Origin of the sequence: Pantoea sp. EKM10T (genome assembly GCF_011800685.1) — a bacterium.
Classification (GTDB): Bacteria; Pseudomonadota; Gammaproteobacteria; order Enterobacterales; family Enterobacteriaceae; genus Pantoea; species Pantoea agglomerans.
Window position 1 is genome coordinate 404645 of record NZ_JAALEU010000003.1, and the last position, 21826, is coordinate 426470.

Here is a 21826-nt window from a genome sequence, read left to right on the forward strand (position 1 = left end):
CGAAACGCAATTATGAACCCGCGACATCATCAGATTATTCAACTGGTTAATAGCCGGGGCAGCGTAACGGTCAGCGAACTGGCGCAGCTTACCGGGGTTTCTGAAGTGACGGTGCGTCAGGATCTCACACTGCTGGAACGCGACCGGTTGCTGCGGCGGGTTCACGGTTCCGCGCTGGCGCTGGACAGCGATAACGTCGGCACCCGCATGAATACCCGCTATCTCACTAAGCAGGCGCTGGCACGACATGCGGCCAGCCTGGTTCAGGTAGGTGAATCGGTCTTCATCGAAGGCGGCAGCACCAATGCGCTGCTGGCGCGTGCGCTGGCTGACCGCGCCGATCTTACGCTGATTACCGTCAGTCACTATATTGCCCAGCTTCTTCGGGAAGCCACCTGTGAGGTGATTGTACTCGGTGGCCTGCTGCAGAAAAGCAGTGAGTCGGTAGTCGGCCCGCTGACGCGGTATTCCATCCAGCAGGTTCATTTTCACCGGGCATTTGTTGGCGTGGATGGCTGGCATCCGGAGACCGGTTTTACCGGCCGCAACATGCTGCGCTGTGATGTGGTGGATGCCGTGCTGGCGAAAGGCGCTGAGAGCTATGCCCTGACCGACGCCTCCAAGTTTGGTCAGATTCACCCTTATCCGCTTTCATCCGGTTATCAGGTCGGGCACGTGATTACCGATGAGACGCTGGATGCGGCGACGGTAGCGCTGCTCAGGGAACAGGCGATAGAGGTGATACAGATCGCCGCAGGTTAAGCAGAACGGCCGGGGCCTTTAGTAACGGAGTCCCGCATCATCAGGCTGGCCGTGAAGGGTGCCTGAGTATGCCAGTCTCCGCCATCCAGCATGTTCAGCAGGCGGTTAATCGTCTCATCGATCATCTCGGTGACCGGCAGTTTCATGCTGGATAACGACGGCGTGATGAAGGGCGCCAGCGGAATATCATCGAAGCCAATCACCGAAACCTGCCCGGGTACCGCGATGTTGCGTTCAGTCAGACGTTTGATGGCACCAATCGCCATCTCATCATTACTCGCCACCAGCGCGCTGAATGTCACCCTGCGTTCCAGCAGCTGGTCCACGGCCGCCATACCGCTCTGCGCCGTCCATTTACCGGTCACGATTCGCCGGGAATCGGCTTCAATGCCCTGTGCGGCCAGCGCAGCGTGATAGCCGGAAAGTCGCTCGACGCCGGTCGGCGAATCGAGTGAACCGGTGATAAACGCGATCTCACGATGCCCCTGATTCAGCAGATGGCTCACCGCCGTGGCGCTGCTGGCGTGCTGATCGCTGTAAATGCAGTAGCTATGGTTGACGCGCAGCCGCCGGTTGATCACCAGTATCGGCTGTTTGTGCCGGGAGATAATCGCATCCAGCGCGTCAATGCTCAGGAAGCGCGGATAGATAATGATGCCGTCACAGCGCAGATCGAGCAGAAACTGAATCGCCGCCTCTTCCTGCTCAGCGGTGTGTTTGCCGTCCGCCAGAATCAGCTGGCGGCCCTGCTGCTCCAGTATGCGCGCGGAGTGTGCCATTAGTTCAGTGAAGTAGCTGCCGCTGTAGAGCGTATTGGTGATCACCAGTCCAATGGTCTGAGACGTTTTTGTCGCCAGGTTGCGCGCCAGCAGATTGGGCCGGTATCCGGTTTCGGCAATCGCCTTCAGTACTTTTTCGCGCTTTTCCTGCCCGACATAGCCATTGCCCGAGAGCACACGTGACACTGTCGCTTTAGAGACGCCCGCCCTGTTTGCCACTTCCTGAATCGTTGCCATGGTGATGCTCCTTTGCTGCGTCGTCCTGCAGTCTACCTAAGCCTCTCAATCTTGGAAATATTTACCCCGCCTTAGTATGAGGTTACCTGGCAGCATCAGGTGATGGAGTTCACAAAAAAGAGATCTGGATGATTTTGGCGCTTGTCGGCGCCATGAAAGCACTTCATGATTTTGTGAAACCGGTTTCCTATTTGCCTGCCCGCAGGCGCAAAAACATAAAAACTTTGACCGATTTACCCTACAGAGAAGAGCGATCATGCCCAGAAATTATGCCGAGGTGTCACGCGCCATCGTTGATGCGCTAGGCGGCCTCACCAATATCGAAGCCGTAACCCACTGCATGACCCGCCTGCGGTTTGTGTTGAAAGATGAAGCTCAGGTCGACTATCCCCGGCTCAAGGCGATCAATGGTGTTATGGGCGTGGTGCACAACGACACTCAGTGCCAGGTGATCATTGGTAACAACGTTTCACAGGCTTATCAGGCGGTGCTGGAGCTGGGCTCGCCCGCAGCGACATCGGCTGCACCCATGAAACGTAAAATCACGCTGCGAGGCATCGGTGCAGGGATTCTTGATGCGCTGGTGGGCACCATGTCGCCGCTGATTCCGGCCATTATTGGCGGGTCAATGGTTAAGCTGCTGGCGATGATCCTGGATATGGCGGGCGTGTTTGAGAAAGGCTCATCAACGCTGGTCATCCTCAACGTGATTGGCGATGGCGCATTCTTCTTCCTGCCGATCATGGTGGCCGCCTCTGCGGCGCTGAAATTCAAAACGAACATGTCGCTGGCGATCGCCATTGCCGGTGTACTGGTTCATCCCAACTTTGTTGAACTGATGGCGAAAGCGGCACAGGGTCAGGCGGTGGAATTTGCTTACATCCCGGTGACCGCGGTGAAATATACCTACACCGTAATCCCGGCGCTGGTGATGACCTGGATCCTGTCGCACATCGAGCGCGGCGTGGATCGTATTACCCCTGCCGTCACTAAAAACTTCCTGAAACCAATGCTGATTGTGCTGATTGCGGCACCCATCGCGATTGTGCTGATTGGTCCGATTGGTATCTGGATCGGCAGCGGCATCTCCGCGCTGGTCTACACCGTGCATGGCTATCTTGGCTGGCTTTCCGTCGCGATTATGGGCGCAATCTGGCCGCTGCTGGTGATGACCGGGATGCATCGGGTGTTCACCCCCACCATCATCCAGACCATTGCCGAAACCGGCAAAGAGGGCATGGTGATGCCGTCAGAGATTGGCGCCAACCTTTCGCTGGGGGGATCGTCGCTGGCGGTGGCGTTCCGGACCAAAAACCGTGAACTGCGCCAGACCGCGCTGGCAGCGGCGGCATCAGCGATTATTGCCGGCATTTCAGAACCGGCGCTGTATGGCGTTGCGGTCCGCTTAAAACGACCGCTGATCGCCTGTCTGATCAGTGGTTTTATCTGTGGCGCGGTCGCGGGCATTGGCGGGCTGGCCAGCCACTCCATGGCCTCTCCCGGCCTGTTTACCAGCGTACAGTTCTTCGATCCTACCAATCCCATGAGTATTGTCTGGGTCGGTGCGGTCATGGTGTTGTCTGTGGTGCTGTCATTTGTGCTGACGCTGCTGTTAGGTTTTGAAGATATTCCTGAAACCGAACCCGAAACCAAAACCGCACCCGAAAGCGCAACGCAACCTGCGCCCGTTACCGAACGCGCTAACGCGATTAATAGCCACTAAAGGAAAGGGTCACGCTGACCCGGAAAAGAGGATTGCATGTCTGATTCAAGGTTTCCGCAAGGATTTTTATGGGGCGGCGCACTGGCCGCCAACCAGAGTGAAGGCGGCTTTCGTGAAGGCGGAAAGGGCTTAACCACCGTCGACATGATTCCACATGGCCCGCACCGTTTGCCGGTCAAACTCGGTCTGGAAAAGCGTTTTACCCTGCGTGACGATGAATTTTATCCCAGCCATGAAGCCATCGATTTTTATCACTGCTATCCGGAAGACATTGCGCTGATGGCGGAGATGGGGTTCAGCGTGTTCCGCACGTCGATTGCCTGGAGCCGTCTCTATCCCAATGGCGATGAACTGACGCCCAATCCGCAAGGCATCGCCTTTTACCGCGCGGTCTTTGAGGAGTGCCGGAAATATAATATCGAACCGCTGGTCACGCTCTGTCACTTTGATGTGCCGATGCATCTGGTGACTGAATATGGCTCGTGGCGCAATCGCAAAATGGTCGACTTTTTTGCCCGCTATGCCCGCAGCTGCTTTGAGGCGTTTGATGGCCTGGTGAAATACTGGCTGACCTTCAATGAGATTAATATCCTGCTGCACAGCCCGTTTTCCGGCGCCGGTCTGGTGTTCGAACCCGGTGAGAACAAGGATCAGGTAAAGTATCAGGCGGCCCATCATGAACTGGTCGCCAGCGCGCTCGTGACGCGCATCGCGCATGAAGTGAATCCGATGAACCAGGTCGGCTGCATGCTGGCAGGCGGCAACTTCTATCCCTGGTCGAGCAAGCCGGAAGATGTCTGGGCTGCGCTGGAAAAGGATCGCGAAAACCTGTTCTTTATTGACGTGCAGGCGCGTGGGGCCTATCCGGCCTACGCCGCCCGCGTATTCCGTGAAAAAGGTGTGACGCTTGAGATCGCTGACGGCGATGACGACATTCTGAAAAACAGCGTCGATTTTGTCTCGTTCAGCTACTACGCCTCACGTTGCGCCTCGGCCGAGATGAACGAGCAGAACAGCAGCGCCGCCAATGTGGTGAAATCCCTGACCAATCCGCATGTACCGCGCAGTGAGTGGGGCTGGGGTATCGATCCGCTCGGCTTACGCATCACGATGAATATGATGTATGACCGCTATCAGAAGCCGCTGTTTCTGGTGGAGAATGGCCTGGGCGCGCGCGATGAGATCGAATCAAATGGCGAGATCAACGATGATTACCGCATCAGCTATCTGCGCGAACATATCCGCGCCATGGGCGACGCGATCGAGGATGGCGTGCCAGTGATGGGTTACACCAGCTGGGGCTGTATCGATCTGGTTGCCGCCTCAACGGGTGAAATGAGCAAGCGCTACGGATTTGTCTATGTTGACCGCGACGACCTGGGTAACGGCACGCTGGCGCGCACGCGGAAGAAATCCTTCTGGTGGTACAAAAAAGTCATTGCCAGTAATGGTGCGGATCTTGAGTGACAACGTCACTTAAAATCTATCGTCATGCTGTTACTGGCGCGACAGCAACGCCGGAACAGAACGCTTATTTCTGCCGTTGTACTCCGGCAGTAATTATCGTATAACCAATGTCTCCGAGGGGTGTCCTGTAATGGGCTGAGATGGCGTAAGCCGAACCCTTTGAACCTGATCTGGGTCATGCCAGCGAAGGGACGGGTCGGCAGATTTTCTGCGTCATCTCCTGCAACATTCCCTGTTCCAGACCGTATGCCCGGATCTCCCTGTTACTGGAGATCCTATGTCACATCCGCTTTTCGACACCGGCTTTTATGGTCGTCTGCGCCAGCAGGCGGGCAGTCAATGGCACGCCTATATCGGGCACGATTTTGTGCGGCAACTCGGTCAGGGCACCCTGCCACCCGCCGCCTTCCGCCACTATCTTACCCAGGATTATCTGTTTCTGTTGCACTTCGCCCGTGCCTGGGGCCTGCTGATCAGCAAACTTTCCGAGCCAGCAGCCTTACGCAGCGCAACGGCATCGCTTAACGCCATCGTCAGCGAACTGCCACTTCACCAGGCTTACTGCCAGCAATGGGGCATCAGCGAGGCGGCTATGGCGAGTGAACCCGAAGCCGTGGAAACGCTCAACTACACCCGCTACGTGCTGGACGTGGGTCACACCGGGGATGCGCTGGAGCTGCTGACCGCGCTGATGCCGTGCGTTGCCGGTTACGCTGAAATTGGCCTGACACTACTTCATGATCCCGCAACCCGCTTTGAGGGGAATCCTTACGCGGCATGGATAGAAAATTACGGCGACGATGCCTATCTGGCTGGCGTTCGCTCCTCACTTTCACTGTTTGAAACCCTGGCCCGGCAGCGCGCCGGTGAACAGCGGTTTAACCCGCTGGCGGCGATCTTCACCACCGCGACCCGGCTGGAAGCCGCTTTCTGGCAGATGGGTCTCAACCATGCTGCCGCCCAGCGGATCAGCTCATGAACCTGCCGTGCCATCCGGTGCCGCCAGGCATTTCAATTCGCCAGCTCAGCCTGAATTATGGCCAGCAGCCACTCTTCAGCCAGCTTGATCTGGAGATCGCGGGCGGTGCTTTTACCGCTTTACTGGGTGCCAGCGGCGTCGGAAAAAGCAGCCTGATGCGGCTTATTGCCGGTCTGACGCCACCCACCGCCGGGCAGGTCAGCGGCAGCGACGGCCTGCCACTGACCGGACGCATCGCCTGGATGGGGCAACAGGATCTGCTCTATCCGTGGCTGACGGTTGAACAAAATGTCTGCCTCGCCAGTCGCCTGAAAGGTGAAAGGGCCGATCGCGACTGGGCGCAGCATCTGCTGATGCGGGTAGGTCTTAGCCATTCTGCGAACGCGCGACCCGCGACACTTTCCGGCGGGATGCGTCAGCGCGCCGCGCTGGCCCGCACCCTCTACACCCGTCAGCCCGTTGTGCTGATGGATGAGCCCTTCTCCGCACTGGATGCCCTCACCCGCGCTCAGATTCAGACGCTGGCTGCAGAAGTGCTGGTCGGACACACCGTGCTGCTGATTACCCATGACGCCGCCGAAGCCTGTCGGCTCAGTCACCACATGCTGGTGATCGGTTCTGCGGGAATTGAAACCTGCCCGCCCCTGGCGGGCCAGCCACCGCGGGCTGCAGACGACATACAGGTATTGCAGAGTCAGGCCGCATTGCTGAAGCAGCTGAGCAGGATAGCGGGATGAGATTACACAAAGGTTTTGCCGGTCTTCACCGTGGAGTGATGCTGTTTGCCGGACTGATTGCGCTGTGGTGGCTCGCCACACTGACTTCGGTTCCGGCCTTTCTGCTGCCCTCACCCGCTGCGGTCGCCATCGCACTGTGGCAAAACGCAGGTTATCTCGGCCATCACACTTTGATTACCCTGACCGAGATCGTCAGCGGCATGGCCCTCGGCGTGCTGCTGGGGAGTGTGCTGGCGCTGGGCATGACCTTTTCGCCGTGGCTGCAGCGCTGGATGATGCCGCTGGTGATCACCAGCCAGGCGATTCCGGTTTTTGCCCTGGCGCCGCTGCTGGTGCTCTGGTTTGGTTTCGGCATGGGCGCCAAAGTCGCGATGGCCGTCCTGGTAATCTTCTTCCCGGTGACCTCCGCCTTTTTTGATGGCCTGCGTCGCGTCACCCCCGGCTATCTCGATCTGGCCCGCACGCTGGGCGCATCACCTGCAGCGCAACTGCGCCATGTCCGGCTGTTAGCCGCGCTGCCAGCCCTGGGCTCAGGATTGCGGATGGCGGCAGCCGTCGCGCCAATAGGCGCAATCATCGGTGAATGGGTCGGCTCGGCCGAAGGGCTGGGCTACGTGATGCTGAATGCCAACGCCCGGATGCAGAGCGACCTCTGTTTCGCCGCCTTGTTTATTCTGGTGCTGATGACGCTGGCCCTGTGGCTGACCCTCGACATCCTGCTGCGCCGCCTGATTACCTGGGCACCCGAGATACATTAATGACTAAACCAATGAGAAAACCCATGACAAAAATGCCTCTGTTTACCCTGCTGTTCAGCGCCACCTTAGCCACACAGGCTCAGGCGATGGAGAAACTGACTCTGGTGCTCGACTGGTATATCAATCCCGATCATGCGCCAATTATGGTGGCCCAGCAGACCGGCGCGTTTGCGGCAGAAGGGCTGGAGGTTAACATTGTGCCGCCTTCCGATCCGGCGCTGCCGCCGCGTCTGGTGGCAGCAAAGCAGGCGGACTTAGCGATAACCTATCAGCCGCAGCTGCATTTCTTCGCCGATCAGGGATTGCCCTTGATGCGGGTGGGGACGTTGATTAACAGTCCGCTGAATACGCTGATGACGTTAGACGAAACGGTAAAAAAACCAGCCGATTTAAAAGGGAAACGTATCGGCTATTCGGTCAGCGGCATTGAACAGGCGACGCTGGCGACCATGCTGAACCATGATGGCGTTAAGGCCGATCAGGTTAAGCTGGTTAACGTCAATTTCCAGCTCACCAGTGCCCTGATGACCGGGCAGGTGGATGCCGTTATCGGCGGCTATCGCAATATCGAAGCGCTGGAGATGAAACAGCACGGTAAAAACCCGGTAGTCTTCAACGTCGAGGATTATGGTGTTCCAGCCTATGACGAACTGATCATCGTCGCCAACCGTGATGAAGCTCACTCGGAGAAAATCAAAAAGTTTTTGCGGGCACTGAAGAAGGGTAATGCGCAGTTGCAGGCGCACCCGGAGGAGAGCTGGCAGGCCTTTGCCCGCGCGCATCCGGAGCTGAACACACCGCTGAATCATCAGGCATGGCGTGCCACCCTGCCGCTGTTTGCCGCCGATCCGGCAAAACTGGATCGCGCACGTTATCAGGCTTACGAGCAATTTCTGTTTGATAACAAGCTGATTAAAAGCATCACGCCGGTTGAGCGCTACGCCACCGGCAGTGAGTAATAAGAGAGCCCGCAACGATCGCTGCGGGCCATTTTCCTGGCATCACTTCTGATAAAGCCAGTGTTCAATATCGCTGGCTGGCAGCGGTTTTGAAAAGAAGTAGCCCTGGATTTGATCGCAACCGTAAGTTTTCAGCAACGTCAGGGTGGCTTCCGTCTCAACGCCCTCGGCCAGCACGGTGTAGTTCAGCTCTTTCAGCATCTGAATAATGCATCTGACGATGATTTTTGATGCATCATCTTCACTCATACGCGAGATCAGGGATCGGTCGATCTTGATCACATCCAGCGGGATATCCTGCAGATAGCTGATGTTGCTGTAGCCGGTGCCGAAATCATCCAGCGAGATCACAAAGCCGTGTGATTTCAGCGCTTCCAGCCCGCTGATCGCCACATTGGTTTTGGTGATCAGTTCATTCTCCAGACACTCAATGCCCAGAATAGAATTGGGTAACTGAGCCGCCGCTAATTTTGCCACCAGCCGATCGGCAAAATCGGGCTTTGCGAAGTCGCGTTCGCTGACGTTGATCGAAACCGGAATCAGATCGTATTCGCGATCCCAGCGCGCAAGCTGCTCAATGGTGTGATCGATAACCCAGTTGGTCAGATCGGAAATCAGGTTGGTTTTACCCGCTAACGGAATGAATTCTGAAGGGAAAAGCTCGCCCCGCTCAGGATGATTCCAGCGGATAAGCGCCTCCAGCCCGACCGTTTTACCGCTTTTGAGACACACTTTAGGCTGCCAGGCCAGGTAAAGCTCTTCGTCTTTATTCAACGCCTGAGCCAGATCGTTCATGATCATAAAGTCATCGGTGCGCCGCGAGTCGTAACTCTCTTCAAAACACATTGCATTGATGTTCTCATCCACCGCCTCATGCAGCGCGCTCACGGCCTGACGCACCGTTTCATTGGCATCCATCTGGCCCGGTACAAACTCTGTTTCACCGGTAAAGACATCCAGGTCGAGCGTGATATTTTCCGCCAGATCGGCCTTCATGCCCTTAAACAGGTCGATCATGTTATGTGCTGTATAACGACCCGAGTAAGGCTGAACAATGGCAAAACGGCCTGGAGCGAAAGTATAGAGCGTTTCATTCTCCGGAAGATTGAGCCGGTGAGCGACATCCTGCGCCATCTGCTTTAGCAGTTTCTCCATCGGCGCAATGCCCACCGCACGGGAAAGCTCATAGGCGCGAATGATGTCGAGGCAGTCGATAAGAATCAGGCGAAAGCGGCTCTGTGGTGCGACAAGGGTCAGCTGCTGAATATCACGAATCAGGCGTGGACGATTCGGCAGGTGCGTAATGACGTCGGCAAAACCCGCGTTGTTCCAGGCATCCAGAAATGAGGTGACCAGCGTAGCCAGTGAGCGCAGCGTAGCGAGTTTCTCATCCGTAAAGGGATGTGGCTGGGTATCGGTGACGCAGAGCGTGCCCAGCACCGCACCGTCGAGGTTCTGCAGCGAGACACCGGCGTAGAAACGAATATGCGGATCACCTTTCACAAACGGGTGCGTGACAAAGCGCTCATCCAGTAAGGTGTCATACACCACCAGATGTCCCTCACCATCAATGACGTGGCGGCAAAGAGATTCATCACGGGTCGATTGCTTAAGATCGAAGTTGCGGGACGCTTTAATATATTGGTTATGATCGTCAATAATTGAAATGAAGCTGCCAGAAATACCCAGCACCTGGCTGGCGAGATTAACGAATCTTTCCAGCACCTTATCCCGGGCTTCATCCGGGGACAAAAGTGCCTTGATCGCACTCAGACGTTTTACGTCGCTGCCATTTTGCTCGTTATGCACTGAAACCTCTCCTATGCAGGCGCAAAAATCGAAAATAATTTAGCTCAGAAATGCTCAATTAGCGCCCAATTATCAGATAAATAGCGGCTCAATCTGACAGTACTTTCACAGTGAAACAGTGTCGCATGATATCTGATCGCTGTCGAAATCATTTAACGCTCTTCTTTCATGTGCGCAACCTGCGGCGACTCCGTCCTGAAGCCCAGACCGATCAGGCGTCCCAGTACAAAACGCAGAAACGGCAGGCGCTGGATAATCACGGGAACCTTGCTGCTTCCCGTAGGTTTTCTTTTTGCTTTGCTGCGGCTCATTTTGATCTGCAAAAACTGTGTGGCGACGGTAGGGAACTGACGGCGCTTCTGCACTTTTTCCAGGTCGCGCAGCTGCAGTTCTCCTCGCTTCAGAGGATCGGTCAAAAGATTCGCCGTCGCTACCGCATCCTGAATCGCCAGATTTACGCCAACCCCACCAATCGGCGACATGGCATGCGCCGCATCACCAATGCAGAGAAGCCCGGGCTTCGCCCACTTATCCAGGCGGTCAATACGTATCGTCAACAGTTTGAACGCCTCCCAGCTCTCGATTTCCGCCATGCGCGTCGCTTCAAAGGGCGAAAGGGCCGCCACTTCTGATTTAAACGCGTCGAGTCCGGCGGCCTGTTTCGCTTCAAACTCCCCTTTCGGAATAGTCAGTCCGCACTGCCAGTAGTCGCCGCGATCGATAACAATAAAGTTCTGGCGTGGCCCTTTATGCCCCATACCCAGATCGGGATCCTGCGGCTGTTTACTTAAGCGGAACCAGATGACATCGCGTGCTGCGCCGAATTCCTGTCCGGTCAGTCCTGCCGCTTCGCGTACGCGTGAATGGCGGCCATCTGCACCGACCACCAGTTTACAGCGGATGTGCAGTTGCTGATTCCCGCGGGAAGCGATCACACCACTGACCTTGCCATTTTCAACATTCAGCGACTCAAAAGAGGTCGACTGCAGCAGGCTGAAGCCCGAATACCGGGCGCTCTGTTCAGCCATATAGTTCAGGAAATCCCACTGCGGCATAAAGGCGATAAAACGGCACTGAACCGGCAGGCGTGAGAAATCGGCCATCGTAATACTCTGTCCGCCGATTTCCGCCTCCAGCTTTTCAGCACGCTGATGCGGCAGCGTCAGGAAAGATTCCAGCAGACCGAGCTGGTGCATAATTTCCAGCGTCGAGGGATGGATGGTGTCACCGCGAAAATCGTGGAGAAAATCGGCGTGCTTTTCGATCACCACCACGCGCAGGCCTGCGCGGGCGAACAGATAACCCAGCATTAATCCGGCCGGGCCACCGCCGACGATACAACAGTCAGCGGTGAGAATTTCAGTGGAATGTGGCTGCATGTCAGCTCCCTGTCACGCCAGTATTGCTATGATTATTGCGTCGACCGTGGCGACATTGCCGCAGTCGGTCGGGAATATTGTGCTCAGGCTAATCACTCAATGCGATTAATATCAACTGAAAACTGCCGAAGACCCGATCCTGTCCTCAGCAGTCAGGAGACCATCATGAACGTGATCCGCAACACGCTGTTTATTCTGCCGCTGTTAAGCCCGCTGATTGTGGCAGCCGCACCCTACGACACGCTGAAGTTTGCGCTGCGTCAGCAGCAGATAACTGACGATCTGCGCCAGAAGTGCCAGTTATCGCCAGCCATCTCCGATGAAAAGCTGCGTCAGACGTTTCTTAACGATAAGCAGAACCAGAAGCAGAATCAGGTCACGCTGGCCGCGGCGGCTCAGGCGCTGAAAAACCAGGATGATCCAGCCTACCGCGAACGCATGGCGCAAGTGGTTTGTCCACCACAGACGAATTAACCCTTTACCCCGATGAAATTGATCCTGACGTTTGTTTTCACCTTATCACTCAGTAAACTGGGGCGCTGGTCTTGTTGAACAAGAATGTCTCTCAATGAATGAAGAATCACCGCAGCCGGTTTATGTTCCCCGCTCCATCGCGGCGCGCAGCCGGATGTTTCGCGCCCTGCTCTATCGTGATAAAACGCCGCTGGCGATGCTGTTCTGTGCCGCGCTGGTCGGTACGCTGGTTGGCCTGGCGGGCGTGGCGTTTGCCCGGGCCGTTGAAAAAATACAGCAGTGGCGTGCTGACACGCTTATACCATCGCAGTTTCAGGGCTGGATGCTCTACGCTGCCGCCTTTGCCATCTCGGCTCTGCTGGCGATGGTGGGATATTTTCTCGTCAGGCGCTTTGCTCCCGAAGCGGGTGGCTCCGGTATCCCTGAAATTGAAGGGGCCCTGGAAGAGCTGAGGCCTGTGCGCTGGTGGCGGGTGATTCCGGTGAAGTTCTTTGGCGGCATGGGCACGCTGGGTGCTGGTATGGTGCTGGGCCGGGAAGGCCCGACAGTGCAGCTCGGTGGGAACATTGGCCGCATGGTCATTGATATTCTGGGGATGCGCAGCAATGAGGCACGTCATACGCTGCTGGCAACCGGCGCGGCGGCCGGTCTGGCGGCGGCGTTTAATGCGCCGCTGGCAGGCATCCTGTTTATCATCGAGGAGATGCGTCCGCAATTCCGCTATAACCTGATTTCAATTAAAGCCGTGTTTACCGGTGTGATTATGGCCAGCATTGTGTTCCGCTGTTTCAACGGCGAACAGGCGGTGATCTCCGTCGGCAAGCTGGCTGATGCGCCGGTGCAGACGCTGTGGCTCTATCTGGTGCTCGGGATGATAATCGGTATGGTCGGCGTCCTGTTTAACCGCCTGATATTTATCACGCAGGATCTTTTTGCCCGCTTTTATGCCGGTAAAACGGCACGCGTGGTGCTGGCCGGTGCATTGCTGGGCGGCGGCTGCGGTATTCTGGCTCTGATGTTTGCACCTGGCGCAGGCGGCGGTTCAGAACTGATCCCACAGGCGGTCCATGGCGTCTTCCCGTTCACCCTGCTGCTGATCATCTTTCTGGTCAGGCTGGTGACCACCCTGCTCTGTTTTGGCTCAGGTGCGCCGGGCGGTATTTTTGCGCCGATGCTGGCGCTGGGTACGCTGCTCGGTACAGCCTTTGGGGTGGTCATGTCGGACCTCTTCCCGTTTTATCATCTGGAAGCGGGCACCTTTGCTATCGCGGGGATGGGAGCACTGTTTGCGGCGTCGGTAAGGGCACCGCTGACCGGTATCGTACTGGTGCTGGAGATGACCGATAACTATCAGCTGATATTGCCGATGATTATTACCTGTCTGGGCGCTACGCTACTGGCGCAGTTTCTGGGAGGGAAACCACTCTACTCATCAATCCTCGCCCGCACGCTGGCGCGTCAGGCAGAAGCTACCCGCCCGTAGGGGCGGGTGACCGGCTTAATTACTTACCATCAAAGTAGTCAGCAGGCATCTGTCCAGGTGCCTGATTGATCACTTCATCGTTATCTGGACCTTCATTCTTCATATAGGTCACTTTCGCAAACTCTGGAATGATCACATACGGATAGGCCGGCCCTTCATCGCGGAAGCGGTGCATATCTTCAATGAAGTCATTCTGATAACAGATAGTTTTTTCCGGATGCTGACCTTCACCGGCAATCCACTGCGGGAAGAAAATTGTGCCGTGAACCAGGGTGCGATTCAGATCAAACAGCAGGCTGACGCAGGTGCCGGTGGGCTCATGCCAGTCTACTTTGTAGATGCCAGGGGCGAACTGAATCGCATGCATTTTCTGGTTGGTCACCCAGCGGCCACCTACCAATCCCTGATGAATGCGGTAGTCGCAGGTGGTTTCGTTGCGAGCATACCACTCATATTTCCAGCCATTATCATAGGTATAGACAAAATGCGTACCGACGAACTGAGAAAGATCGCTGGAGATATTCTCTGGAGATTCTGCAGACATTTTAACATCTGTTTGAATAGCGCACTTAACAGGCGCAGATGAATTTCAAAAGAAAGCTATAGCGCAATAACTCGGTGAATATTGACTATGACGCAGATTGATTTTTTTGCCATCAGAAAACGGAAATGGTTCGCAATGGGTAAATTAAAAACTCCTTAAAAAACCCTTCCCGGCTCCCTGAAGGCAATAGAATCCTGAAAAGAGATACTTTCATATGAATTACTAGTGGAAACTTATAGATGCATAGTTGTCAGGTGAGAAATCTATCAGTCATCTATCACCATGCTGAGTAAGTCTTTCTTCAGTATACTTTCGATATAGAGCTTATTTTTCAATAATTTAAAAATTTATAACGGATGTATTTTCCTTTTTTTGGGTTGATTATGCTTTCATCATTACTTTGCCAGATAAGACCCTGTCAGGACAATTTGAAACTGGGCAAGTTGATGTGGCGTTGCTGACGCCAGAGACCACGCCGCCGACATTGCATACGCAGCAACTGTTCAATGAAGAATATGTTTGTCTGCTGAGTGAAAATCATCCTCTGGCGGGCAGTGCGACGCTGTCGCTGGATGAGTTTTGTGCGCAGGATCATGCGCTGGTTTCGTGGCCCGGCGGAAATTTTCATGGGGTTACCGACCAGGCTTTGGCTGCGATTGGCCGGGCCCGCCGGGTAACGCTCTCAGTTTGCAGTTTTCTGGTGCTCCCGGAAATTTTGCGCGTCACTGATTTGGTAAGCGTGGTACCGAAACGACTGGCGGTCGACACTACGGGTCTGGTCATGTTGCCAGCCCCCCTGGTCATCCCCGGCTTCAGCAAAATCATGGCCTGGCATAACCGAACCCATCATCACAAAGGGCATGAGTGGCTGCGTGAACGACTGGCGTCCGTGGCTAAAACGGTGGTGTATTAACAGGGATAGCGGACTGCGGCTCACTGTTTTGCGATTTTGTTTAAGCAACAGACAGGATAACGGGGCGTTATATCGCATTCTGTCCGACGTCGAAAAGGCAAAATCGCGCTTTACTATGTCGATAGCGGGGTAAAAATTGATGCTGGGGAGATCAGGAAAGAGAGTGTTGAACTGAGGAAAAAATAGCAGAAGAATAAACCGCGCGTGAAGCACCCAGGTTATTTTTTTAAAAGCTGTTTTGGTAATGGTAATTAGTCACATTTACGTTCTGAAAAGAACTGACAGACATCGTAAAATGATAAAAGCCCTGACTGAAATAGCCAGGGCTTTTAAGGTACTACAGATTTTACGTTTACCATTAACTAACTTAATTGATAGGTACTACTTCGGTACTGCTATTTATGAACAGATCCTGCGGATAATAATGATCACAATACTGAAATGTCACTATTATTAACGGTTTCAACCACCTGATAGTCTTTTATGAGACAAAGACAGGTCAGGCCCGTATAAATCTGCACACCCCCATCGCGATATATACTCTTTGATGCGTTGCCTTACTTTCATTACGACGTTTAAACCGCAATCGTATCCTGTCGTAACGTAACGTTCAGAACTACGAGGCCTTACATCATCGCGACGCGATACTACATACTTCTTAAAGACTAACTTCGACTCCATTTAACAGGGTTATCTTAACTAACGAACAGTTTTAAAGAACAATGTTTAACAGAACCACCGACAAGTTCAACTCACAAATTTGTCGGGCCTTTTTACTTTACTCGAAACACTTTTATTTCCGGTTTATCAGGGCAACTGCACGCCGCTGATGAGTCCTACTCTACGGATATAAAAAACGATGTCAACACTGGTTTTAAAAACATGTTTATATTTGCAGTGAATTTTTCAGGCAATCATTTAGCTCTGAAACGCCCGTAAATTTATTATCAATGTTAAGAAAAATTGAGCCCTAATCTATTCAACCTGAATAATTAAGCAGGTCACTATCTATCCTGACACTTAACGGTAGCAATAAAAAAAGGCGCCCGCAGGCGCCCTCAAAACTCAGCATGCTGTAAAGATCTTTATTTCGCCAGGCTTGCCAGTAAAACCTTCGCGGTCTCGGCTGATGAACCTGGGTTCTGACCGGTAATCAGCAAGCCATCCTGAACCGTATAGGACTGCCAGTCATCACCGCGTGAGTAGAGACCCCCGTTCTGTTTCAGCACATCTTCAACCAGGAACGGCACCACCTCAGTCAGGCCAACGCGCTCTTCTTCACTGTTCGTGAAGCCAGTAACTTTCTTTCCTTTGACTAGAGGCGTGCCATCAGCATTTTTCACATCACGCAGGACACCTGGAGCATGACAGACCAGCGCAACCGGTTTGCCCGCCTGCAGGGTTTGCTCAATCAGCGAAATGGAGTGTTTGTCGTTTGCCAGATCCCATAAAGGACCATGGCCGCCTGGATAGAAAACGGCATCAAACGCTTCCTGATCAACAGTATCAAGCTTGACGGTCGAGGCCAGTACTGCCTGAGCAGCAGAATCGGCATGGAAGCGGCGGGTCTCATCAGTCTGAGAATCGGGTTCATCACTTTTTGGATCGAGTGGAGGCTGTCCGCCCTTCGGTGAAGCCAGGGTAATCTCTACGCCCGCATCAAGAAATGCATAGTAAGGTGCCGCAAGCTCTTCCAGCCAGAAACCGGTCTTCTTGCCAGTGGTGCCCAACTCATCATGCGAGGTCAAAACCATTAAAATTTTCATTTCCGCTCCATATAACAGTTAGTCGGTTTCAGGTGTAAGGATAGTCAGAACCAGCGTCTGAGCCGCTATCTTCTGCGTTGACCCGTTAATCATGGCGGGGTTACGAATATTTATGAAATTTATTTCTTCAATTTCAGTTATTCACATAGCATTATAGCTTAATGAAATACGATCTGAATTTACTGCCAGTTTTGCTGGTCATGATGGAAGAGCGCAACGTTACCCGCGCAGCGGAACGGCTTGGCATAACCCAGCCGGCGCTTTCTAATGCATTAAACCGGCTGCGTGAAACGCTCAACGATCCGCTATTTATCCGCGAGCGTTACGGGATGCGACCGACGCCGAAAGCGGAACAGCTGGCTCAGGTGGTCGGTGCTGCGCTGTCATCGATCGACAAGGTTATTCTTGGCCAGCAGGACTTTGATCCGCTTCATGCCACCCGGCTCTTCACGCTTGCGCCTAACAGCTATGTCGAATTCATCATGATGCCTGCCATCGTGGCTCGTCTGAGGAGCTGTGCGCCCGGCATCCGACTCCGCCTCACTCCTTTTGGCAATGACGTCACTGAAACCGGTGTGATTTCAGGTAATACCGATATGGTGCTGGGCCGTATCGTGGAGCCGCCCGACAATCTCGTCGTTCAGCACCTGATGAATGAAGGTCTGGCCTGCGTGATACGCGCCGATCATCCGCTGGTGGGCGAAAACCTCAGCGCGGAGCAATATGAGCAGTTAAAGCACGTCAACGTTCTGCCGCCTGGCCGTATGCGCGCCGGTTTATATCAGGCGCTTGAACAGCGAGGCCTGCGTCGTCAGGTTGCAGTCTCCGTCACACACTTTCTGGCCGTGCCGGAAATGATTGCGGTCACGGACTACTGCGCGACCCTGCCGCGTTTGATCTGTCAGCATCTTTCACGCGATCAGCGGCTCAGAATCGTTCCCGCGCCGGTTGACCTGGGCACCTTTCCGGTTGAAATGGGCTGGCATGCACGCTATCGCGACGATCCTGCCCATCGCTGGTTCAGGACGTTGATTACAGAGACGGCACAGTCGCTGTCTGATCCTCAGATAAACAATTAGCACGGTCACCATTGCCGCACTAATAGTTAATATTGATATCATAACCTGAGTTACTATTATTCCCATCGGAGGCAAACATCCTCCCAATTCATAACTCAGGAATATGACCATGAAAAACGTAAAAGCACTTTCAATCGCCGCACTCGCAACTCTTTCTCTGATCTCTTTTGGCAGCTTTGCCGAGAGCGTTTCTGTCACCTCATCCACACTGGATGGCGCAGAATCAAAAATTGCTGCTCAGGCTCAGGAACAGGGTGCGCAGTATAAAATTACGGAAGCGAACACCAACAACCGTGTTCACATGACCGCAGAACTGTATAAATAACGGATGGTCGCAAACGGATTTGCCAGAAGAGGCTGCCCAATGGGCAGCCTTTTTTGTGTCCGATCAGGCCAGACGGGCGGCTGGGGCGCTACCGGTGCGCCACCATAGAATCAGCGCTGCCAGCGCAATTGCGCCGAGTACCGCAAACGCGGTGCTGTAAGAATAACGTGCGGCGATCATGCCCGTCATGGCGGGACTCAGCGCGGCACCTGCGCCCTGCATCAGCATAATAACGCTTTGCCCGGCGTTAACATGACCCGTACCCCGCAGCAGGGAGACAATATAGCCTGGCACCGCCACACCGAGAATCCCGGCCGCAATACCATCCAGAACCTGAACCGGAATGACAAAAATCGGCCCGGCAAAGCCGGCGGCGAGAACCGCGCGCAGCGGTAATATCATCAGGGCGATCATGATAAACAGGCGATAGCCGTGCGTATCAACGCGTTTAGATACCCACAGCGCGACCGGGATCATCACCAGTTGGGAAATCACCACCGTTGCCGCCGCGTAAAGGCCCGGACTGATCGCCGCCTGGCCGCCTGCCGAGGCGACGCGCATGCTCAGCATCGGCAGCAGCGCGGCATTGGCAAGATGAAACAGCAGCAGCGTCAAACCGGCGATCATCAGCGCCGGGTTTCGCAACAACATTGATAAGTGCAGCGCTGGCTGACGCTCTTCATGCGGTTCATAACCGCGCGCCACATCGTTATCGATCTCATTTCCGCGAATTGCCAGCGTAGCGAAAGCAGCGAAAACCGCCATTACCGTCATAAGAATGAAAACGGCACCCATGCCCCAGTACCAGGCTGAAAAACCGGCCAGCAATGCAGCAATCGTATTCCCGCCATGATTAAACGCCTCGTTGCGTCCCATCTGCTGGTTAAAGCCGCGCTGACCCGTGAGCCCTAAGGTGATCCCCGCCACAGTCGGGCCGATAAACGCCGCAGCCAGGCCTGCTACAACCTGAGAGACCATCGCCGTCCAGGTCTGATTGCTGTACCACAGCAGCAGTGTGGCAACGGTAATCACCAGACAGCCCAGCAGCACAATGATTTTTTTATGACGGGTCGCATCGGCGGCGATCCCTGCCGGTAGCGTGGCAAGTAATCCAGCGATACCGCCACAGGTCATTACCAGACCGATTTCGTCGGGTTGCCAGTGTCGCTCCGTAAGAAAGATGCCCAGAAATGGCCCCAGGCCGTCGCGGACATCGGCCAGAAAAAAGCTCATTAAACAGAGCGCGTAGAGTGAACGCTGAGACATGTTATTTCCCTGGAAGGTAAGTGTTAGAGGCAGTTGCGCTTCGGTTAAAAGGGAAATTATGTGTTACGACGTGGAAAGTCACCTTTCGTTATAGTAACAAAATGAAAAAGGCCCCCCGTAAACGCTACGGATGGCCTTTTTCTATTCACTCAATAACGAGAGCGAACTATTTATCTGTGCCAAAACCCTGCTTCAGCAGTGCTGGCAGTACATTCGGGAAGTAGATGTTTTTATAGTAACCGCTGACGCTTTCGCTCCAGCTCTCACCGTCATTACGACCAATCGTCTTCCAGTGCTGAACCATCTCATCGTTGTAGGCTGCAATCTGCTGCTCCAGACCCTGCGTCTGGTAAGTCTCATCATGGCGGAACGTTGCCAGAGGCAGACGTGGTTTCTGATGAGCCGGTTCGTCTACGTGACCGATTACCACACCCGCTACCGGGAAGGTCAGTGGCGGCAGCTCCAGCAGTGAAATCATCGCCTGCGGGTCGCGACGGATACCGCCAATGGGCACAATCCCCAGACCTTCGGCACGCGCAGCCGCCATTACCGATCCCAGCGCGATACCGATATCAGTAGAACCCGACACGATACTCTCAATGCTCTGATGGGCGATCTGCTGCTGATCGACAGCGGCCATTCCCACGGCTGATTTATGCATATCCAGTACAAAGGTGATAAACACCGGTGCTTTGGCAATCCACGGCTGACCGCCTGCAATGGCGGCGATCTGTGCGCGACGTCCGGCATCACGCGTGATCACCACAGAAACCTGCTGCGAGTTTACTGATGTCGGTGCGCGATAAGCGGTACTGATAATCCGATCCAGCACAGCTTCATCGACAGGTTGCTCAGTGAAACTGCGTTCACTTTTGTGACTTGTAAAAATATCAATCAGTTCGCTCATGGTTCCTCCCATATAAAGCGCAAGAATAGCAGCAAGTCACAGGGAAAAACTTAACCGCACTGGTCATGCTGTCGCGGCGTTTCTTAGCCTCCCCAGCGGCCTTTAAGATAGCTTACCGCCTGCTGAGTCTGCGGCTGATTCAGATAGTTCTCTCTGAACAGAATCGTGCCATCAATATTGGGGTTCGATTCATTAAGGTCGAGCTGCTTTTTCAGCTCCGGTACGCCGCCCTGCTGTGTCCAGTCAGGCTCAACTTTTGACGGCTCGCCCACTTTATAGAGAGCAAGGCCGATGTAGAGCCGGGTTTTGGTCGGTTTCACGACCTCTGCCCACCAGTTTGCCAGCACATCGTATCGGGCCGCCTGACGGGAAAAAGGCCAGTAGAGCTGAGGTGCAATGTAATCCAGCAAGCCCTGCTGCACCCAGCGGCGGGTATCGGCAAAAGCTTCATCATACGCCGCCGCTCCGCGGGTATCGGAACCGGCAGGATCATGCGACAGATTACGCCAGACGCCCGCCGGGCTGACACCAAACTCCACGTCCGGCTTCAGTTGTTTGATGGTACGTGACACCTGCTCAATCAGCTGCTGAGTATTGTGACGCCGCCAGTCCGCTTTGCTGGCAAACCCCTGACCGTAGCGGCTGAAGGTCTGATTATCGTTGAGCAGTGAACCGGCAGATTCCGCATAGAAGTAGTCATCGAACTGCACACCATCGATGGGATAACGCGCCACCACCTCGGCCACAATACTGGTGATCCAGTCACGCGCCTCAGGGATACCCGGATCGAGCACATAGCGATCGCCTGCAGTGCGGATCCAGTCGCGATGCAGCACAAAAACGCTGGCCGGATGCAGTGACAGCGTGCGGTTGAGTTCGCTGACGGTAGACGATTTAGTGTTTACCGACACCCGGTAAGGGTTGAACCAGGCATGGACTTTGATACCGCGCTTATGCGCCTCATCAAGCATAAACTGCAGCGGATCATAGCCCGGATCTTCACCAATTTTTCCTGTCAGCATATCTGACCAGGGGAGGATTTTTGAGGGCCAGAGCGCAGTGGCATCAGGCTTAACCTGGAAAAACACCGTGTTGATGCCCAGGCTTTTCAGCTTATCCAGCTTTTCGATCAGTGATTGCTGCTGCTGGCGGATACGCTGCGCCGGATTGGTGCCATTCACCGACGCAACGGGCGGCCAGTCAAGGCGCGAAACCGTGGCTAACCAGACACCCCGCATCGGTTCCTGCGCATGAGGATGTGCTGGCTTGCCAGGCGTCGGTAGCGGCTGTTTCGTCACGGGCGGAAAAGGTGTGACCAGCGATTTCGGCGGCTCAGATGCGCAACTGACCAGCAACAACGCGGCAGCCAGCGCGGCGCCTCGCTTAATAGCCGCACGGGCCGGTGCAGTAAAGGGTTTAAAGGCGATGATAGACTCCAGTATTGTCTGGTCGGGGCGCAAAGAGGAGTATTCTCGGTGAC

Annotated in this window: 20 protein-coding genes and 1 riboswitch; of the genes, 12 read left to right on the plus strand and 8 right to left on the minus strand. The window is 54.6% G+C overall.

The features are described from left to right. Positions 1-12 precede the first annotated feature (12 nt). Positions 13-762, plus strand: a complete 750-nt coding sequence (locus HFD95_RS08385; RefSeq protein WP_167430103.1) for a DNA-binding transcriptional regulator YciT — start codon at positions 13-15, stop codon at positions 760-762. Here HFD95_RS08385 and HFD95_RS08390 read toward each other — a convergent pair. Continuing rightward, complete coding sequence (locus tag HFD95_RS08390; protein WP_010246982.1) at positions 759-1778, minus strand: LacI family DNA-binding transcriptional regulator; 1020 nt, start codon at positions 1776-1778, stop codon at positions 759-761. The two genes, HFD95_RS08385 and HFD95_RS08390, sit on opposite strands and share 4 nt — an antisense overlap. Before the next feature lie 256 nt (positions 1779-2034). Here HFD95_RS08390 and ascF point away from each other — a divergent pair, with 256 nt between their 5' ends. From ascF to HFD95_RS08420, 6 genes are all read left to right on the plus strand, one after another. Next, entirely contained in the window at positions 2035-3501 is a 1467-nt protein-coding gene (gene ascF, locus HFD95_RS08395) for a PTS cellobiose/arbutin/salicin transporter subunit IIBC (protein ID WP_132499154.1), read from the plus strand. 36 nt (positions 3502-3537) lie between these two features. Beyond that, positions 3538-4968, plus strand: coding sequence for a 6-phospho-beta-glucosidase (locus HFD95_RS08400; protein WP_132499156.1), 1431 nt, complete (start codon positions 3538-3540; stop codon positions 4966-4968). 106 nt (positions 4969-5074) lie between these two features. Beyond that, positions 5075-5177: riboswitch (TPP riboswitch) on the plus strand. A 68-nt stretch (positions 5178-5245) separates the two neighbouring features. Continuing rightward, positions 5246-5947, plus strand: a complete 702-nt coding sequence (locus HFD95_RS08405; RefSeq protein WP_132499158.1) for a TenA family protein — start codon at positions 5246-5248, stop codon at positions 5945-5947. After that, on the plus strand, positions 5944-6684 hold the full coding sequence (locus tag HFD95_RS08410; RefSeq protein ID WP_132499160.1) for an ABC transporter ATP-binding protein: 741 nt from the start codon (positions 5944-5946) through the stop codon (positions 6682-6684). Before HFD95_RS08405 ends, HFD95_RS08410 begins: the two co-directional genes overlap by 4 nt. Then, the gene (locus HFD95_RS08415) at positions 6681-7442 is read left to right on the plus strand and encodes an ABC transporter permease (RefSeq protein WP_010670446.1); all 762 of its coding nucleotides are present in this window, start codon (positions 6681-6683) and stop codon (positions 7440-7442) included. The genes HFD95_RS08410 and HFD95_RS08415 overlap by 4 nt, the downstream gene beginning before the upstream one ends. A gap of 23 nt (positions 7443-7465) precedes the next feature. Beyond that, on the plus strand, positions 7466-8401 hold the full coding sequence (locus tag HFD95_RS08420) for an ABC transporter substrate-binding protein (protein ID WP_010246971.1): 936 nt from the start codon (positions 7466-7468) through the stop codon (positions 8399-8401). Between the two features lie 42 nt (positions 8402-8443). Here HFD95_RS08420 and HFD95_RS08425 read toward each other — a convergent pair whose 3' ends face one another. Together HFD95_RS08425 and HFD95_RS08430 are read right to left on the minus strand one after the other, a co-directional pair. Next, positions 8444-10210 carry an EAL domain-containing protein gene (locus tag HFD95_RS08425; RefSeq protein ID WP_132499164.1) on the minus strand — a complete coding sequence of 589 codons (1767 nt, stop codon included), beginning with the start codon at positions 10208-10210 and terminating at the stop codon, positions 8444-8446. A gap of 152 nt (positions 10211-10362) precedes the next feature. After that, on the minus strand, positions 10363-11589 hold the full coding sequence (locus HFD95_RS08430; RefSeq protein WP_132499166.1) for an FAD-dependent oxidoreductase: 1227 nt from the start codon (positions 11587-11589) through the stop codon (positions 10363-10365). Between the two features lie 165 nt (positions 11590-11754). On the opposite strand from HFD95_RS08430, the gene HFD95_RS08435 reads away from it, so the two are divergent. After that, a complete protein-coding gene (locus HFD95_RS08435; protein WP_010246966.1) occupies positions 11755-12063 on the plus strand; it encodes a YicS family protein in 309 nt (102 codons plus the stop codon). A gap of 154 nt (positions 12064-12217) precedes the next feature. Then, positions 12218-13546, plus strand: coding sequence for a H(+)/Cl(-) exchange transporter ClcA (gene clcA / locus HFD95_RS08440; RefSeq protein ID WP_243208627.1), 1329 nt, complete (start codon positions 12218-12220; stop codon positions 13544-13546). A gap of 19 nt (positions 13547-13565) precedes the next feature. Here clcA and HFD95_RS08445 read toward each other — a convergent pair whose 3' ends face one another. Then, on the minus strand, positions 13566-14090 hold the full coding sequence (locus HFD95_RS08445; RefSeq protein ID WP_010246964.1) for a phenolic acid decarboxylase: 525 nt from the start codon (positions 14088-14090) through the stop codon (positions 13566-13568). A gap of 400 nt (positions 14091-14490) precedes the next feature. On the opposite strand from HFD95_RS08445, the gene HFD95_RS08450 reads away from it, so the two are divergent. Next, on the plus strand, positions 14491-15003 hold the full coding sequence (locus HFD95_RS08450; protein WP_256378164.1) for a LysR substrate-binding domain-containing protein: 513 nt from the start codon (positions 14491-14493) through the stop codon (positions 15001-15003). 1085 nt (positions 15004-16088) lie between these two features. Here the strand turns inward: HFD95_RS08450 and HFD95_RS08455 are convergent. Beyond that, positions 16089-16769, minus strand: a complete 681-nt coding sequence (locus tag HFD95_RS08455; RefSeq protein WP_167430105.1) for a type 1 glutamine amidotransferase domain-containing protein — start codon at positions 16767-16769, stop codon at positions 16089-16091. A 161-nt stretch (positions 16770-16930) separates the two neighbouring features. Here HFD95_RS08455 and HFD95_RS08460 point away from each other — a divergent pair, with 161 nt between their 5' ends. Together HFD95_RS08460 and HFD95_RS08465 are read left to right on the plus strand one after the other, a co-directional pair. Next, entirely contained in the window at positions 16931-17848 is a 918-nt protein-coding gene (locus HFD95_RS08460; RefSeq protein ID WP_022624428.1) for a LysR substrate-binding domain-containing protein, read from the plus strand. A 109-nt stretch (positions 17849-17957) separates the two neighbouring features. Beyond that, entirely contained in the window at positions 17958-18173 is a 216-nt protein-coding gene (locus tag HFD95_RS08465; protein ID WP_010246960.1) for a YdgH/BhsA/McbA-like domain containing protein, read from the plus strand. Positions 18174-18236: 63 nt separating this feature from the next. On the opposite strand, the gene HFD95_RS08470 is transcribed toward HFD95_RS08465, so the two are convergent. The 3 genes from HFD95_RS08470 to HFD95_RS08480 all read right to left on the minus strand — a co-directional run bounded on the left by HFD95_RS08470 (position 18237) and on the right by HFD95_RS08480 (position 21806). Then, positions 18237-19439, minus strand: coding sequence for an MFS transporter (locus tag HFD95_RS08470; protein WP_010246959.1), 1203 nt, complete (start codon positions 19437-19439; stop codon positions 18237-18239). 166 nt (positions 19440-19605) lie between these two features. Beyond that, positions 19606-20346: a nitroreductase family protein gene (locus HFD95_RS08475; protein ID WP_022624518.1), complete on the minus strand. Its 741-nt coding sequence runs from the start codon at positions 20344-20346 to the stop codon at positions 19606-19608. An 83-nt stretch (positions 20347-20429) separates the two neighbouring features. Next, complete coding sequence (locus HFD95_RS08480) at positions 20430-21806, minus strand: glycoside hydrolase family 10 protein (RefSeq protein WP_241773177.1); 1377 nt, start codon at positions 21804-21806, stop codon at positions 20430-20432. Positions 21807-21826: the final 20 nt, after the last annotated feature.